13 protein-coding genes and 1 pseudogene are annotated in these 16,901 nt (G+C 70.7%); 8 read left to right on the plus strand and 6 right to left on the minus strand.

Going from position 1 to position 16,901, the window contains the following annotated elements; translation table 11 throughout:
- Position 1: 1 nt before the first annotated feature.
- The 4 genes and pseudogenes from E6C64_RS10265 to E6C64_RS10285 all read right to left on the minus strand — a co-directional run bounded on the left by E6C64_RS10265 (position 2) and on the right by E6C64_RS10285 (position 3,911).
- Positions 2 to 430, minus strand: coding sequence for a MaoC family dehydratase (locus E6C64_RS10265; RefSeq protein WP_136427389.1), 429 nt, complete (start codon positions 428 to 430; stop codon positions 2 to 4).
- Positions 427 to 873, minus strand: coding sequence for an FAS1-like dehydratase domain-containing protein (locus E6C64_RS10270; RefSeq protein ID WP_136427390.1), 447 nt, complete (start codon positions 871 to 873; stop codon positions 427 to 429). Before E6C64_RS10270 ends, E6C64_RS10265 begins: the two co-directional genes overlap by 4 nt.
- A gap of 896 nt (positions 874 to 1,769) precedes the next feature.
- A pseudogene (locus E6C64_RS10280) lies at positions 1,770 to 3,494 on the minus strand (amidase); the annotation flags it as partial.
- Between the two features lie 108 nt (positions 3,495 to 3,602).
- Positions 3,603 to 3,911: an EthD family reductase gene (locus E6C64_RS10285; RefSeq protein ID WP_136427392.1), complete on the minus strand. Its 309-nt coding sequence runs from the start codon at positions 3,909 to 3,911 to the stop codon at positions 3,603 to 3,605.
- A gap of 182 nt (positions 3,912 to 4,093) precedes the next feature.
- Here E6C64_RS10285 and E6C64_RS10290 point away from each other — a divergent pair, with 182 nt between their 5' ends.
- On the plus strand, positions 4,094 to 5,077 hold the full coding sequence (locus E6C64_RS10290; protein WP_199241011.1) for an aldo/keto reductase: 984 nt from the start codon (positions 4,094 to 4,096) through the stop codon (positions 5,075 to 5,077).
- Positions 5,078 to 5,104: 27 nt separating this feature from the next.
- Here E6C64_RS10290 and E6C64_RS10295 read toward each other — a convergent pair whose 3' ends face one another.
- On the minus strand, positions 5,105 to 5,776 hold the full coding sequence (locus E6C64_RS10295) for a ThuA domain-containing protein (RefSeq protein ID WP_136427394.1): 672 nt from the start codon (positions 5,774 to 5,776) through the stop codon (positions 5,105 to 5,107).
- Between the two features lie 412 nt (positions 5,777 to 6,188).
- On the opposite strand from E6C64_RS10295, the gene E6C64_RS10300 reads away from it, so the two are divergent.
- The 7 genes from E6C64_RS10300 (at position 6,189) to E6C64_RS10330 (ending at position 15,649) form a co-directional block, all read left to right on the plus strand.
- Positions 6,189 to 9,266, plus strand: a complete 3,078-nt coding sequence (locus E6C64_RS10300) for an FtsX-like permease family protein (RefSeq protein WP_136427395.1) — start codon at positions 6,189 to 6,191, stop codon at positions 9,264 to 9,266.
- A complete protein-coding gene (locus tag E6C64_RS10305) occupies positions 9,263 to 12,076 on the plus strand; it encodes an FtsX-like permease family protein (protein ID WP_136427396.1) in 2,814 nt (937 codons plus the stop codon). Before E6C64_RS10300 ends, E6C64_RS10305 begins: the two co-directional genes overlap by 4 nt.
- Positions 12,073 to 13,140, plus strand: a complete 1,068-nt coding sequence (locus E6C64_RS10310) for an ABC transporter ATP-binding protein (RefSeq protein ID WP_136427397.1) — start codon at positions 12,073 to 12,075, stop codon at positions 13,138 to 13,140. Before E6C64_RS10305 ends, E6C64_RS10310 begins: the two co-directional genes overlap by 4 nt.
- Complete coding sequence (locus E6C64_RS10315; RefSeq protein WP_136427398.1) at positions 13,137 to 13,817, plus strand: ABC transporter ATP-binding protein; 681 nt, start codon at positions 13,137 to 13,139, stop codon at positions 13,815 to 13,817. The genes E6C64_RS10310 and E6C64_RS10315 overlap by 4 nt, the downstream gene beginning before the upstream one ends.
- A 195-nt stretch (positions 13,818 to 14,012) precedes the next feature.
- A complete protein-coding gene (locus E6C64_RS10320) occupies positions 14,013 to 14,849 on the plus strand; it encodes an alpha/beta fold hydrolase (protein WP_136427399.1) in 837 nt (278 codons plus the stop codon).
- 78 nt (positions 14,850 to 14,927) lie between these two features.
- Entirely contained in the window at positions 14,928 to 15,251 is a 324-nt protein-coding gene (locus E6C64_RS10325) for a hypothetical protein (protein ID WP_136427400.1), read from the plus strand.
- A gap of 5 nt (positions 15,252 to 15,256) precedes the next feature.
- The gene (locus E6C64_RS10330) at positions 15,257 to 15,649 is read left to right on the plus strand and encodes a hypothetical protein (RefSeq protein WP_136427401.1); all 393 of its coding nucleotides are present in this window, start codon (positions 15,257 to 15,259) and stop codon (positions 15,647 to 15,649) included.
- A gap of 103 nt (positions 15,650 to 15,752) precedes the next feature.
- Here the strand turns inward: E6C64_RS10330 and E6C64_RS10335 are convergent, their stop codons facing one another.
- Entirely contained in the window at positions 15,753 to 16,796 is a 1,044-nt protein-coding gene (locus E6C64_RS10335; RefSeq protein WP_136427402.1) for an NAD(P)-dependent alcohol dehydrogenase, read from the minus strand.
- Positions 16,797 to 16,901 lie beyond the last annotated feature (105 nt).

Consider the following 16,901-nt stretch of genomic DNA (forward strand, 5'->3'; position numbering starts at 1 on the left):
GTCAGCTCAGCGCCACGAGAACCTGGGCCTTGCCGAGCACGGTGTCGCCGCCGAAGCGCACGGTGAGATCGATCCGCGCGGTCCCCGCATCGGTGTCGATCGCCGCGACCCGGGCCGACACGGTCAGCTCCGCTCCATCGGTCGGATCGACGACCACCGGTCGGGTGAAGCGCACCTGGTAGTCGCGGATCCGATGGGCGCCGCCTGCCCAGTCGACGACCGGCTGCACGGCGGACCCCATGGTCAGCATGCCGTGGGCGAGCACGCCGGGCAGGCCGACCGACGCGGCGATGTCGTCGCGGTAATGGATCGGGTTGAAGTCGCCGGAGGCCCCTGCGTAGCGGACCAGGCTGTCCCGGGTGAGGGGGATGGCGATCTCCGCCACCACGTCTCCGACCGTGAGCGCATCGAGCACCGCGGCGGCGGTCACGCGTCGCCTCGCACGACGAGCGTCGAGACGGCGGTGACCACGTGCTCGCCCGCGGAGTCCGTCATCGCTGAGCTGGCGGTGAGCATGGAATTGCCTCCGAGCGACTTGACCGAGGTGATGGTCATGGTGGCGGTGAGCTCGTCACCCGCCACGATGGGCCGGCTGAAGCTGAAGCGCTGCTCGCCGTGCACCACGCGGGAGAAGTCGATGCCCGCATCCTCGTCCGCGAGCAGCTGCGCCAGGGTCCGCTCCTGGATCACGACGGAGAAGGTCGGGGGCGCGACGACGTCGGCGAAGCCGAGGGCCTGAGCGGCGGCGGGGGAGGTCGATGCGGGATCGGTCGCGCCGACCGCGGCGGCGAATTCGCGCACCTTCTCGCGGCCCACGAGGTAGGGCGCCGTGGGCGGGTACACACGTCCTTGGATGGCCGGATTGACAGTCACGGCCGCCAGTCTAGTTTCGCCCCGTTCCGAGCACGTCGAGGGTTCCTCGACGACGCAACGAGGCCGCCGGGCGACGAGAAAGCCCCGACCCGCACTCGGCGGATCGGGGCTTCGGTGAGCCTCGAGGATTCCCGTGGGAGCCCTCTGCTCAGGAGGTGATGCCTACTGGCAGCTCTCGCACTGCAGGAGGTCCATTGGGTCGACCGGAATTGCGTAGCCGCCGACGGTGTCGTTGTCGAAGTTCATGAGATCTCCCCTGGTCTGTGGCTCATCTTCCCCGGATGAGCCGCCTGTACTGGTTACCACCCTTGCGGGGGTGCATCCACTATATATCAGAAAGAACACGACTGTCATTCTCTACATGTTGTGTCGGCGTGTCTCATGACCCCATTTTAGGTGTGGCCTCAGACATTGACTTCGGAGCTCTCCACAGCCCTCCTGCGCGGTCTCCACACACCGTCCACACACGCTCCACAGGGTGGCCCGACGGGCAGATCGATGCGCGATCAGGAGCTTTGCCGATGGGCTCAGCCGATGCCCCCGAAAGCATCCACAGCCCCGACGGCGACTCCCCGCGCGTCCTTCACCACGACGATCACCAGCGAGCCGTATGGTTCGCGCCACACGCTGTGGGAGATCGAATGCGCGTCGGCGGGCAGCTCGACGGAGGCGGTGAAGAGATCCCCGTCGAGGAGGGGCTGGACGGGTCGGCCGTCCACGCTCAGCTCGAGGGCGAACGGGCCGGTCGCCCCCACCACGCGGCCCTGGACCGACAGGCCGAGAGCACCAGTCTCCGACCGCGTCACCGAACCCGTCAGATCGATGCTCGGCGGGGCGCTCGGGACAGCACCCTGGGCGGCAACGGGGGCGTCGCCGCGCGCCGCGGTCGGCGCGGGGATCGACGGCGTGCGCGGCGGGACGATCCGCCGGCCGCGGGTCATGTCGAACGCGGCCGCGAGGGTCAGCAGAGCCGAGTCGTCGTAGCCCCGCCCCGCGAAGGTGAGGCCGACCGGCATCCCGATATCGGCCATGACCCCCATCGGCACGGTCACCGTCGGGATGCCAAGGTGCCGGATGACGACGTTGCCGTTCGACACCCAGACCCCGTTGCGCCACGCCTTCGCATGCGACTCGGGATCGCGTTCGGCGTCTTCCGGCCCGACGTCGGCCGCGGCGGGGAAGATCACGGCGGCCAGCCCCCGTTCGTCCATCCACTGCTCGAGATCTACCCGCCGGGTCTCCTCGATGCCGCGCAGGGCCTCTCCGAGGAGCGGTAGCTCGTCCAGTGATCGCACACCATCGGCCGCCCAGCCCGGGTAGTCGGCGATGTCCGGATCGTCGGAGTACAGGTCGGCGATCGTGCCCGGCGGCAGGGGGAAGATCAGCGCGCCGTCCACCTGGTCCAGACGGTTGAGGGCGGGGTCGTCGTTGGCGCGGAGGAAGTCGTCCATGCCGAAGACGGAGAGCGGGCCGAGCTCCTCCGCGTGGAAGTCTGCGGAGACGAGCCCCCGCGTGACCATCGATCGCGCGCCCGGCCGATCCTCCTCGTAGTTGGACACCACCGGGAAGTCGACCTCCACCACCTCGGCGCCGAGCGCTTCGAGCTCGGCGGCGGCGGCCCTCCACAGCTCGAGGACGGACTTCCGGGTCTCGATCGGGTTGGCGCCGTCCGGATCGGCGTTGATGTACATCCGCGGCACGCCGAGCCGGACCCCGCGCAGGGCGTCGGGCCGCTGGCCGAGTGCGGGGTAGGACGCGGGCCGCAGGGCAGAGCTGGGCGGGGTCGGGATGTGCTGCTGCATCCTCCAGAAGTCGCCGCGCGGATCGGGGTCGTCGGCAACGATGACGTCCAGGATCTCCAGCAGATCGGCGGCCGACCGCGCGTGGGGGACCACGACGTCCATGGTGGGCACCAGCGGCCAGTTGCCCCGCATCGAGATGATCCCGCGAGACGGCGTGTACGCGACGAGCCCGTTGTTCGAGGCGGGGGCGCGTCCGGAGGACCAGGTCTCCTCCCCCAGTCCGAACGCGGCGAAGCTGGCGGCGGTGGCGGTGCCCGATCCGTTCGAGGACCCGGACGCGTACGCGGCCGTGAGGTAGTCGGCGTTGTAGGGGCTCTCGGCGCGACCGTAGACGCCCCGCTGCATTCCGCCGTTCGCCATCGGCGGCATGTTCGTGAGGCCGATCAGCACGGCGCCCGCCGCGCGCAGTCGCCCGATCGTGAACGCGTCGTCGGTCGCCGTGAGGTGTTCGAACGCGGGTGATCCGCTGGCCACGGTGAGCCCGCGCGCCTTGTAGCTGTCCTTCGCGGTGTACGGGATTCCGTCGAGGGGACCGAGGGTCTCGCTCCGAGCGCGTCGGGCATCGGAGGCCCGAGCATCCGCGAAGGCATCGGGATTGAGCACGGGAACCGCGTTCAGTCGGATTCCCTGCCGATCGAAGTGCGCGATCCGGTTGAGGTAGGCGGCCACCAGATCGACGCTCGTGATCTCGCCCGATTCCAGCGCGGCGCGCAGCTCGGCGATCGAGCGCTCGACGACGTCGAAGCCGGCAGCACGGGAGCTGTTCGGGGACGATGCCTCAGGGGCAGCGGGGATCGGCTTCTCGTCGTCGCTCGGCATGCTGGAGAGTATTCCAGCAGCGCGTCCGGCTGGCGGGGGCGCACAAGACGAGCTGCCCAGTTCTGCCGCCTGCGACGTGTTCCGAGCGGCAGAAGTGGGCAGTTCGCGCTAGTCCTCGATGTCGGCGAACACGATCCGGATGCCGCCGGTGGCGAGCTCGAACACCTTGGGGAACAGCGCGCCCGCCTCTGCGGTCGCCACCGCTGCACTGGCGGCGTCGTAGTCGTCGAAGTAGAGGTCGACGAGCCGGTAGGCGGGCGTCGCGCTGCCGTCCTCCTTCGGCCAGACCTTCGACGCCTCGAACCTCACGACGCCGGGGATGGCCTTCGCCGCGGCGACGAAGCCCTCGGCGTACGACGCCTCGAACGCGGCAGGATCGGCCGGGTTGTCGAAGATGAAGGTGATCTTGGTGGGCATGAAGCCTCTTCTGCTGAGGACGCGCTTCTCGAGAGATGCGCGCGTCGGGAAGGTGCGGCGGCGGGCGGTCCGGTCGTCCCGTTCAGCCTTCCACCAATCCCCGGCACCACGCCCGGCGCAGTTCGTGGAACGATGCGAACGGCGCTCACGATGCGGCGCTCCAGATCGACGAAGAGGTTGATGTGACAGGCGAAGACTCGACGGCGTCGGATATCGCGGCCCCGTTCTCCCCACGCACGCTGGGCCGGACCGGCCTCGTCCTCCCCGCGGTGACCGTCGGCGCTGCCGCCTGGGGCACGGATGCGCCGCTCTATCGTCTGGCGATGCGCGAGGACGACGTCACGCGGACCATGCTGCGTGGCTTCGCTCAAGGTCTCACCGCCATCGACACCTCCAACAACTACGGCGACGGCGAGAGCGAGCGCCGCATCGGGCAGACCCTTCGGTCGCTGGGCGGGCTGCCGGATGGCGTGCTCCTGCAGACCAAGCTCGATCGCGATCCGGTCACCGGCACGTTCGAGGCGGATCGGATGCGGCGATCCCTCGAGGAGAGCCTCGAGCGCCTCGGCGTTCCCCGGCTCCCCCTCCTCTTCCTGCACGACCCCGAGCACATCGGGTTCGAGCGGGCGATGGAGCCAGGCGGCCCGGTCGAGAGCCTGCTCCGCTTCCGGGACGAGGGGTACACCGACTTCGTCGGGATATCGGGCGGCCCCGCATCGATGCTGGAGCGCTTCGTCGACACCGGGCTGTTCGATGCCCTCATCACGCACAACCGGCACACCCTGGTCGACCGCACGGCCAGCCGGCTGCTCAGCAGGGCATCGGAGGCGGGGATGGGCGTGTTCAACGCCGCCCTCTACGGCGGCGGCGTGCTCGCCCGCTGGCCGCGCATCTCGGATCGCTATCACTACGCCCCCGCCAGCTCCACGATGCTCGCGGCGATCGATGCCATGGGGGCTGCATGCGCCGCCCACGACGTCCCGCTCGCCGCGGCCGCCCTCCAGTTCTCGATCCGAGATCCTCGCGTGCACTCCACCATCTGCGGAGTGGTCTCCCCCGAGCAGGTGGACGAGACGATCGAGCTGGCCAGCCATCCCATCCCGGACGAGCTGTGGGCGGAGCTGGAGACGCTGGTACCCGACCGCGCCGAGTGGAGCAACGACTGACCGAGCCGCCTGGGCGCCCTCGGCAGATCAGCCGATGAGCCACCGGACGAGCGCCACCAGCATCGCGCGATGGCCCGGGCTGTCGTACGACTCGATGCCGTGGCCGAGCGCCGAATAGCCGACCCGTCCGGCAGCGGTGGGGCACGACCAGACGAGCGGGTACTCCGCAGCCCCCTCCCGATGGAAGGCGAGGACCTCGACGTCCGACGCGACCTCGAGATCGGTGTACCGCTCGTCATGGGCCGCGAAGTCGGTGACGCCGAACAGCGCAGATCCGGCCGATGTGAGCACGACGTCGGCGGCGCCGATGGGCGGATGCCATGAGACGCCCCTGATCCAGCGACCGCCCAGCGTCTCGGCCCAGCGCGGGTCGTCGCGGAAGGCGATGCTCGACGAGTGGACGCCCAGCAGCGCGCGCCCGCGGGCGACCGACGCGACGAGCAGATCGACCACGGCCCTGGACGACCCCGGCTCGAGGTCGAGGTTCGAGCTGGCGTTGACGATCACGAGCGCGGCATCCGCGAGCGATTCGGCCGTCAGCTCGTCGGTGCCCACGACGTCGACGGCGCAGCCCACCCCCTCCTCGAGGACTCGGGCGATCGCAGCGCTCGTGTCATCGAGGGAGTGCCACTGATCGGTGTGCGGGCCTTCGCCGCGCACGATCACGACCCGAGTGCTCCCGGTGTCCGCTGCGCCCATCACTCCTCCTCGAGTCGATCGCTCGAAGTCAATCACGCGCCGGCGTCCGAGGACGCTTCCGCCCCCGTGCCGAACTGCGGACTCGGCGGACCGAACTGCGGATCGGACATCCAATTCCCGCGTCAGGAGGCTGACACAGGGCTGTGGTCCGCAGTTCGGCGTGGAATCGGTCGCAGCTGCTGGTCGCGACGCGGTACTGAGGACGAAACGCGGCGGAACCCCGACGCGTTTCGTCCTCTGCACCGCGTCTTAACCGGCCCGGACCGTGGGAACGCGACCACGGTCCGTTCGGTGTGCACGGAAGCGACACCATGTGCACCGAATTTCGTGCACATGGCGCCGGAACGTACACATCCGTCATGGGCCGTAGAGTGCATCGACCACCCATCGACGTGTCGGAAGGATCGCTCAGGTGCTCGCGCTCAAGCGCCTCCGACCCCGCGCCGGACTCTTCCTCGCTCTGTTCGCCGTCGTGCTGCTGCTGTCCGGCCTCGCCGTCGGACTGACCGGGTACCTCTCGGTCGCCGGCAACGCGGGAGCGCGTACCGGGCTCGCCGCCCTCAGCGGGAACGACGGCGGATTCCGCATCATCACGCCGCTCGCGGACGGCGCTGACGCCGAGGCCCAGGACGAGCGGATCAGGGCGGCCATCGCCACCCTGCGCGGCGATGGTCGAGCGCTTCCGGTGATCGTCAGTCGGGACATCGCGACCCGCGACTCCGTCTCCCTCGAATCGAGCGGATCGGCGGCGTCGCCGGGGCCGCACGCCGTCGGCGTGACGATCGCCTCGATCCCCGACCTCGAGGGGCGCGCCGACCTGACCGGCGGGCGCTGGCCGACGAGCCCGGACGAGGCGACCCTGCAGGCCGATGCCGCCGACCGGCTGCGGATAGCCGTCGGAGACGTCCTCGCCCTGCCCGACGGCACGCCCATGACCGTCGTCGGCACCTGGCGGGTCCGCGATCCCGACGACCCCCGCTGGCTCGGCGAGGGCAGCATGCTCGTCGGCCGCCCCCTCCTCGGCTCGCCCGGGTTCCTCGTCATCGATCCGGCCCTCTGGCCGTCGACCGGGGTGGTCCCGGAAGCGCGCTGGACCGTGCAGCCCGACGCGGCCCGGGTCACAGCGGTCGAGCTCTCCGCCCTTCGGACCGCGTCGGACACCGTCGGCGCGGTCATCCGTGCCGGCGAGGAGACGCCGGGGCGCATCGTGCAGAGCGGTCGTCTGCGGCTGAGCATCGCCCCCATCGAGCGCAATGTCCGCTCCACCGCCGCGGTCGCGACAGCACCGCTCATCGTCGTCGGCGTGCTGGGACTGATCATGCTGCTGGAGCTCGCGCGAGTGCTCGAGCAGCTGCGGCGCGAGGAGAACGCCCTGCTGCGCGCCCGTGGCACGACCGATGGCCAGTTCGAGCTGTGGGCCGGGGCCGAAGCCGCCGCCGCCGTGGTGCCGGCCGCGGCGATCGGCTCGATCGGCGCGGCTCTCGCGATCACCGCCATCGGCTCCCCCACCGATGTCTCCCCCCTCGGCTGGGCACTCGCGGGTGTGGTCGCCGCCGTGGCGATCGGGGCGGTCGCGGCATCGGCCGGGCGCGAGTCGCGCGACATCAGCCGTGGCTCCGCGCCACGGGGGATGGCAGCGCAGCGCGCGCGGGGCGTGGTCGGGATCGGCGCCGTCCTGCTGCTCGTGCTTGCCGCCGTCGTCGCGGTGTCGCAGTTCCTGCTCTACGGCTCCCCGCTCGTGCCCACCGCCGACGGCGGGGTCGCCATCGACCCGCTCGCCGTGTCCGCGCCCGCGCTGGCCATCGCGGCGGCCGGCCTGCTGCTCGTCGCGGCCTTCCCCCTCGCGGCGCGTGCCATCGAGCGGATCGCGGACCGGCTGAGGGGGTTCCGCTTCCTCCCCCTGCGCCAGCTCGCGCGCCGCTCCCGCGCCGCGCTCACCTCGATCCTGGTGCTCGCCTTCGCGGTCAGCGGCGTCGTCTTCGCCGCCGCATACTCGGGCACCTGGTCGGCCGGCGCGGCCGAGACACGCGCCGTGCGGATCGGCACGGACCTGCGCATCACCGATGACGGGGGGATCCCGGCCGAGGTCCGTGCGCCAGCGCCCGGGCAGACGGCCGCCGCGCCCGGGCTCTCCACCGACGGGCAGATCGGCGACAGCGGCACGACGATCGTCGCCCTGCCGCACGCGGCGATCGGAGCCGTCGTGGCGACCGTCGCCGGCGCCGTGGATCCGGCCGAGCTCGGGAACCAGCTCTCCGACGCGGACGTCCGTCCGTCACTGCCGACCGATGCGACAGGCGTACGGGTGGGAGTCACCTCGACCCGCGCGGGCGACGAGCCGCTCGAGCTGAGGATCCTCCTCTCCGACAGCTCCGGTTCGCTCCGCGAGCTGTCGATGCAGCGCACGGCGTCCGGCTACACGGCGGACCTGCCCGCGAGCGATGGGGAGCCCGCGGGCTGGACGCTGCGCGGTCTGCGTCTCGAGCTGCCGGCCGTCCGGGTGGGGGCGGACATCGAGTTCGACGTCACGGCGATCGGCGGCGCGGGCGGGGATGCTCGGGTCCGCATCGAGGGTCGATGGGAGCCCGCGCCGGGTCCTCTGGCGAACCCCTCCGCCAAGTCCGACATCGTCGGCCTGCACGCCGGACGGCTCGGCGTCCACGCTGCGGCAGGCGACCCGGGCGGCAGCTTCCTCCTCGTCCTCGCTCCGGCCAGCGGCACCCTCGTCCCCATCGTCATCTCGCAGGGTCTCGCCTCGAGCTCCGGGCTCGAGGTCGGAGCCGAGCCCGTGGTGACGGTCGTCGGCTCGGGAGGGCTCCCCGCCGTCGTCGTGGGGATCTCCCCGGTGACCCCCGGCAGCTCGTCCGGCGAGGGGATCCTGGCGGACCTCGCGACCTTCCAGGACGGGGTCCTCCGGGCGAACCTCGGCACCCTCTCCGCGAACCAGTGGTGGGTCTCCACCGACGATGTGGACGCCGCCGGCATGGCAGCCACCGCCGCCGCACCGATCGGGGTCGAAGTCGAGACTCGGGGACCACTCGAGGCCGACCTGGTCCTCGGCTCAGCGCGCGTTGTCGTCTGGATCGCTGCAGCGGCCACCGCCGCTCTGACCCTGCTCTCGATCGCGGCGGGACTGCTCACCGAGCTGCGGGGGCGCCGAGGCGAGGTGGGGGTGCTCCGATCGCTCGGCCTGAATCGACACGAGCAGGGCATCACCCGAGCGCTGGAGTGGGGCGTGCTGCTCGCGCTCGGGCTGATCGCCGGCATCGTCGCCGGCGGCCTCGTCAGCGCGCTGCTAGTCGGATCGCTCGCTCGAGCTGCGGTGCCCGGCGCCGTCCCCGGGCTTCTGACGCCGTTCCGGATCGACCCGCTCGAGGGAGGCGCCGCGCTCGGACTGCTCGCGTTGGCCCTCGCGATCCTCCTTCTCGGCACCGCCCGAGCCGTGAGCCGCCAGGCCGACGCCTCCGTCGCCGACGGGAGCCGAGGATGAGCGCCGCGCGCCGCGGGCACCGCACCCGACGATGGACCGCCGGCCGTCTGCTCTGGCGCCGAGCCCGCACCCGGCCCGCTGCCACCGTGCTCGTGGCGGCGCTGGTGCTGCTCAGCCTGATCGTCGCGGCTGCGGTGCCGCGTCTCGTCGAGCGCCAGTCCGCCGCCGAGCTCGACTATCAGCTCCGTTCCATCGGCGCCACGGCCCGATCCCTGCAGGGCGTCACCGACTATCGGTCGCTGTGGCCGACCGAGCCGCCGCCGAACGCCGACCAGCTCTACGGTGCCATCGACCAGAGCCTCAAGCTCGAGCGGCTGGACTACCCCGAGCCTCTGTACAGCGCCGTCGGGGAGCCGAACTGGCTCGTGCAGATGCCGCGATTCAAGCTGGAGTCGCGCAATGGTGCACCCGTCGACCTCGGTCTGCAGCTGACCGCCGCGGAGGACTACCTCACCCGCATCCGCATCGTCGAAGGAGGGACACCGTCCACTTGGACGGAGAGCGAAGCAGACCTCGAAGAGCTCGAACGGGAAGCCGCCGAGCGGGAGGCCGCCGCTGCGGGCGAGCCCGGCGAGGCCACGAGCGGCGCCACCGCTGTGGCGCCGATCGACATCCTGGTGTCCACGAGCTCGGCAACCGCGATGGGCCTGAAGCCGGGAGACCTGCTCGGGGCGTCGGCAGCTGCGAACGCCGATCCGGAGGTTCCGGTCACCCCGCTGCGCTACCGGGTCAGCGGGCTGTACGAGCCGATCGACAAGGGCGACCAGTACTGGCTCCAGTTCGCCGACCTCCTGCCGGCGACCGAGATCCTCCCGTACATGGCGCGGCCCTACCTCTCGACCGCCGCATTCGTCGACCCGCTGACCATCGGACGATTCACCAGGTCGCTGGACGGCGCCAAGACCCGCCTCTACTACCCGGTCAGCGCAGACGCCCTGAACGGCGCCGACCCGGACCTGCTGCTCCGCCAGCTGTCGACCGTGGTCTCGCTCGGCATCACGCTGCCGGATCAGGCGGGACAGCTCAACCTCGGAACCCGGACGGACGACGCGATCGAGGAGGCTCTGGCGCGGGGTCGGACGCTCGCCGGACTTCTCGCGATGCTCGCAGCGGCTCCGGCGGGCGTGATGCTCGCCGTCCTGCTTCTGGGCATCCAGGCGGTCGTGAGGGGCCGTCGCTCGGATCTCGTGCTCGCCGCCGCGCGCGGAGCGGGCGAGCTGCGGCTGCGGCTCCTGATGACGCTCGAGGGCGCACTCATCTCCATCCCCGCAGGCGTCATCGTGACCGCGCTGGCGACGCTGCTCCTGCCGACCGAGCAGTCGGCGGTCGGATTCGTGCTGCCCGCGATCGTCGCGGTCGCCCCTCCGGCTCTGTACGGCCTGCTCGCCGACAGCCGCCCCGATGCGGGACGGACTGGCTCCCTCCTCTCCCGACTGCGTGCCGTGGCCGAGCTGGCCGTCGTCCTGCTGACCGCTGCATCGCTGTTCCTGTTGATCCGTCGTGGCCTCTCGACCTCAGGCCAGGCCGTAGGAGTCGATCCCCTGCTGTCCGCCGTGCCGCTGCTGCTCGCCGTGACCGTGGGCATCGCCGTGCTGCGCGGCTTCCCCGTGCCGCTCCGAGGCGCCGTCCGATCGGCGCGCGGCCGGCGCGGTGTCGAGGCCTTCGTCGGCTCGATCCGCGCCACCCGGGTCCCGACCCTGGGCCTCGCGGGCGTGCTGGCGCTCGTCGTCGGCCTCTCCATCGCTACCTTCTCCGCCGTCATGCTGACCACCTTCGACACCGGCATCGAACGCGCCGCCGCGGAATCGGTCGGCGCGGATGCCCGCGTCGACGCTCCCCTGCTGACCGCGGATGAGCTCGATGCGGTCACCCAGGTAGACGGTGTTGAGCACGTCGCCGGCATCCAGCTCGTCGGCCCGCGCACGCTCGGATCGGGCGACTCCGACGAGAGCATCACCATCGTGCTCTCCCCCACCGCCGAGCTCGGCACGCTCCGCACCCTCCCTGCACGGCTCGACGCGGAGCAGGACGGACGGATCCCCGTCCTGCTGTCCGATGATCTGAAGGAGGAGTTCACCGAAGGCTCCTCGGCGATCGTCAGCGGCCAGCCGCTCACGGTCGTGGGCTTCCTCCCCGCCGACTCCCAGTTGGGTCCGACCCACGGCTGGATCCTGGTCGACAGCTCCTTCTCCGATCGCATGTCGGTGCAGTTCTCGCCCAGCGTGCTGCTGATCGGCGCGGATCCGGCGCTGCTGCCTCAGCTGAAGGCTCCGCTCGAGGCCGCCGTGCACGCCGGTGCGGTCGACCAGGGCACCGTCATCACCCGCTCCAGCGTGTCGACCGTTCCCACCATGACCGCCCTGCGGAAGTCGGAGCCGAGCATCCTCGGGGTCCGGATCGGGCTGGGAGCGGGCGCTCTGCTCTCCGTGCTGCTCTGCTCGATCACCCTCGTGCTGTCCACGATCGCCGCCGGCCGCGAGCGGGGCAGGGTGGCCGGGATCCTGCGCACCCTCGGTCTTCCGCGGCGACGGCTGCGGAGCCTGATCGCCTGGGAGCTCGGTCCGGTGGCCCTCGTCTCCCTCCTTGCGGGAGCGGTTCTCGGCCTCGTGCTGCCGTACATCGTGACCGCCGCGGTCGACCTCCGGCCATTCACGGAGGGTACGGCGCCGGTCGCTCCGGTCCTCGATCCGACGACCATCGTCGGGGTGCTGGCACTGTTCTCGATGGTGGTGCTGGGCTCTGGGATCGTCGCCGTGGCCATCGGCGATCGCATCGCCCCCTCGACAACCCTGAAGATGGGATCCTCATGACTTCTGCCAACTCCTCGACGAACCCCTCGACGGGAGCACCTTCCCGTACCCCGTCGAGTGGCCTGTCGAGTGACCCGACGGGTGCCGCGAAGAGCCCGCCGACGATCGAATGCCGTGAGCTGGTGCGGATCTTCTCCTCCACCGGTGTGGAGGTGCAGGCGCTGCAGGGTCTCGACCTCACCGTCGAGCGCGGCGAGCTCACCGCCGTGGTCGGCGCATCCGGATCGGGCAAGTCGACCCTGCTGACCATCCTGTCGGGTCTCGATGTGCCGACCGCGGGACGGGCGAGCGTCGCAGGGCACGACCTGCTCGCCATGGGGAGGCGGGAGCGCACAGGATTCCGTCGGCACACCGTCGGTTTCATCTGGCAGCAGACCTCGCGCAACCTCCTGCCGTATCTGACGGCGGCGGAGAACATCGCCATGGCGCTGATCGTCGCTCGTTCGCCGAAGCGCGCACGTGGCGCGCGCATCGGGGAGCTGCTCGACCTGCTGAACGTGGGCGACCTCGGCGATCGGCTGCCGGCGGAGCTGTCGGGCGGTCAGCAGCAGCGGGTGGCGGTCGCCGTCGCCCTGGCGAACGGCCCGGAGGTGCTGCTGGCAGACGAGCCGACGGGCGAGCTCGACGAGGCCAACTCCGAGATGGTGCTCGATTCGTTCCGCGCCGTCAACGAGCAGCTCGGCACCACGGTGCTGATCGTCACGCACGACTCCGGCGTCTCCGAGCATGTCCGGCGCACCGTGCAGATCCGTGACGGACGCACCTCGACGGAGGTGCTGCGCAGCACCCGCACCGATCATGCGGGACTCGAGCACGAGGTCGCGGAGGAGTTCGCGGTGCTCGATCGGGTCGGCCGGCTGCAGCTGCCGCAGGACTACATCAGTCAGCTCGACATGCGCGACCGCGTGCGCCTCGGCCTGACGGACGACCATGTGACCGTGGCACCCGTGCGCGAGCGGTCGAGCCCGGCCGCCCAGGACGCGCTCGAGGCGTCGGGCACGGACGCCGATGGCGGGCCGGATGCCCCTCGGACCGCCGCGTCGACGTCGGAGGGCGACCGATGAGCGGCCCCGTCCTGCGCGCCGCGGCGCTGAGCCGCAGCTTTCCGAGAGCGGGCGGTGAGGTGCGCGCCGTCACGGACGTCGATCTCGAGCTGCACCCCGGTGAGCTCGTGGTGCTGCGCGGGCCCTCTGGATCGGGCAAGACCACCCTGCTCAACATGCTCGGCGGGCTCGACCGCCCGACCTCGGGCGAGGTGTGGATCGGCGACCGCGAGCTGTCGATCGCGAGCGAGGACGAGCTGTCCGCGCTGCGCAGCTCGACGCTCGGCTTCGTCTTCCAGTCGTTCGCGCTGCTGCCGATGCTGACTGCGGCGGAGAACATCGAGGTGCCGTTGCGCATCCTCCGCACGGATCCCGCCGAGCGCGACGCCCGGGTCCGGGAGCTGCTCGACCTCGTGGGCCTCGGACAGCATGCCAACCAGCGACCCGACGAGCTGTCGGGCGGGCAGCAGCAGCGCGTCGGCATCGCCCGCGCGCTCGCCAACCGACCGCAGGTGCTGATCGCCGACGAGCCCACCGGCCAGCTCGACAGCCGCACCGCCGTTGCGATGATGACTCTCATCAGCGAGCTGGTGCACGAGCAGGGCGCGGCCGGCATCGTGAGCACGCACGACCCGTTGATGGCCTCGTTCGCCGATCGCACGATGGCGATCCACGACGGCCACCTGACGACGACCTGACGACCACCTGACGACCGCGAACTCCGAGCCGCGTACCGAACTGCCCACACCTGCCACCTGAAGCGCGCTCCGAGCGGCAGAACTGGGCAGCTCGCGATGATTTCCCCTCGTAGTCAGCCGCATGCGGCCTGGGTTCATCCTGCAGAGATCCTGATGGCGACGCGTGCCCCCGGGCGGGGGTGCCAGGGTCGGAGGATGTCAGAAATCACCGCACATCACGGAATCTTCAAGGACACCGATCTGCACGTGGACGACACGGGAGGGTCCGGGCGCCCGATCGTGCTGATCCACGGATGGCCGCTCTCCGGCGCCTCGTGGGCCCACCAGGTCCCCGCCTTCGAAGCGGCCGGCTACCGGGTGATCACCTACGACCGCCGCGGCTTCGGGCAGAGTGACAAGCCGCTCACGGGCTACACCTACGACACCCTCACCGAAGATCTGCACGCTCTGCTCGAGGCACTCGACGTCACGGACGTCACGCTCGTCGGCTTCTCGATGGGCGGCGGAGAGGTGGCCAGATACTTCACCAAGTACGGGACCGAGCGCCTGCACAGTGTCGTCTTCGCTGCGGCCGTCCCCCCGTTCCTCGCTCACCTGCCGGGCAACCCGGACGGCCCGCTCGAGGAATCGCTCGCGGCGAAGATGACGGCGCAGCTCACCGCCGATCAGGAGGCGTTCTACGACGACTTCGTCACCCAGTTCTTCTCGGTCGACGGCACGCTCGTCGTCTCGGAGGTGGAGCGTCAGTCGGCGCTCGAGCTCACCAAGCTGGCCGACAAGAACGCGGCGCTCAAGACGATGGCCGCCTTCGCACACACCGATTTCCGCGACGACCTGAAGCTGGTGACGGTGCCGACGCTCGTCATCCACGGCGACGGCGACGGGACCGTGCCGTTCGAAGGATCGGGCAAGCGCACGCACGAGGCGATCCCGGCGAGCGAGCTGCATGTGATCGCCGGCGGTCCGCACGGCATCAATGCGAGTCACCCGGACGAGTTCAACCGCGTGCTGCTGGAGTTCTTCGCCAAGTAGTCCGCTGGGCATCGGCCGTCGCGCTCCGGCGCGGCGGCTGATGGACGTCCACGCACGGCAAGCGACTGGAGGTGCAGGGTGGCGGAAGAGTCCGACGACCTCGGCAGGCGGGCTGTGACACTGTTCGCGGCGACGAGTCTGGTCGCCGCGATCGTGGTCGGTGCGATGCTCGTCTCGGGCTACCGTGCCGGGGTCCTGGACAACCGGATCGAGTGGCTCTATTGGGCCGGCGCGATCCTCGGAGCCGCGGGGGTCGCCTGCCTCGGCATCGCCAGCATGCCTGCCCGACCGTCGGAGGCGTCGGTCGGCCGCCTCTCCGCCCTCATCCGCACCGGTCTGCTGCTGTTCATGGCCGCGCCGGTCCTCTGCGTCATCGCCGTGTTCACCGACTACTGGATCTGAACCCCATGGACGATTCCACGCCGCACCCTGCAATCGACTCCGCGGTGCATCCTGGAGTCCGCCGGCCGGATCCGGGGCGCACCCGCACCCGGCTCGAGCTGCAGGCCGCACTCGGCCTGCTCGCCGGGGTCATCGCGATGGCGACCATCTGCGGCGCCATCATCGTCTCGGGCTGGTTCGCCGGCGTCCTCTGGGATCCCGCCGAGCGGTTCTTCTGGGCGGGCGCAGCGGCCGGCGGCCTGATGGTGGCGTCCTTCGCAGCGGCCGCGTTCCCGGGCGGCGACGACGATGAACGAGCGATCTTCCGGATCCGGCTGTTCGTGCGGATCGGCCTGCTCCTGCTCGTGGTCGCGCCGACTCTGTGCATCGGCGCGATGGTCGCCGACTTCTACCGCTGACCCGCATCGCGCACCCTGGCCGCGGCAGAGAAGAGCTCCCCGCGGGTGATGTCTCACCCGCGGGGAGCTGCCTTCCCCCGCGACGAGCCGAGGGGGCACTGCTCTACTTGATGGACTCGACGTCGATCACGAAGCGGTAGCGGACGTCCGAATTCAGGACGCGCTTGTAGGCCTCGTTGATCTGCGATGCGTCGATCAGCTCGATCTCCGCAGCGATTCCGTGCTCGGCGCAGAAGTCGAGCATCTCCTGCGTCTCGGCGATGCTGCCGATGGAGGATCCCGCGAAGGAGCGGCGGTTGTCGAACAGGGTGAAGGCGTGCACCTCGAGCGCCTCGGGCGGGGCGCCGACGCTCACCAGCGTGCCGTGCAGACGGAGCAGCTTGAGGTAGGAGTCGATGTCGATCTTCGCGCTGACCGAGTTGATGATCAGGTCGAACGTGTTGGCGAGCTTCTCGAAGGTCTCGTCGTCACTGGTCGCGTAATAGTGGTCGGCTCCGAGTCGGAGGCCGTCCTCCTTCTTGCTGAGCGACTGGGACAGGACGGTGACCTCGGCGCCCATGGCGTGGGCGATCTTGACGGCCATGTGGCCGAGCCCGCCCATGCCGACCACGGCGACCTTCTTGCCGGGTCCGGCGTTCCAGTGCGCGAGCGGCGAGTAGGTGGTGATGCCGGCGCAGAGCAGAGGGGCGGCGGCCTCGTACGGGATGGATTCCGGAACCTTGAGCACGAAGTCCTCGACGACGACGACATGCGTCGAGTAGCCGCCCTGGGTGATGCTGCCGTCCTTATCGACGGCGGCGTAGGTGCCGGTGTTGCCGTTGAGGCAGTAGTTCTCGGCACCGGCGAGGCAGTTCTCGCACTCGCGGCACGAGTTCACCATGCAGCCGACGCCGACGCGGTCGCCGACCGCGTGCAGGCTGACCTCGGATCCGACCTCGGTGACGACGCCGACGATCTCGTGGCCGACGACCTGGGGGTAGCTGATCTCTCCCCATTCACCACGGACGGTGTGGATGTCGGAGTGGCAGATGCCCGCGTAGGCGATCTCGATCAGGACGTCGTGGGGGCCGACGTCGCGGCGTTCGATGGTGGTGGGAACCAGGGGCTCCGTGGCGGAGGGGGCGGCATAGGCGTTGACGGTGAGCACCGGACAACGCTAGCGGGCACCGCCTCGGCGTTAGCCGGGCGGAGCGTATGGCAGCGGGGCACCGCAGGCCACGGCCCGGCCACGACCCGACATTCCGCCCTGCAG

The organism is Naasia lichenicola (genome assembly GCF_004801885.1).
In the GTDB taxonomy this organism is placed as follows: domain Bacteria; phylum Actinomycetota; class Actinomycetes; order Actinomycetales; family Microbacteriaceae; genus Naasia; species Naasia lichenicola.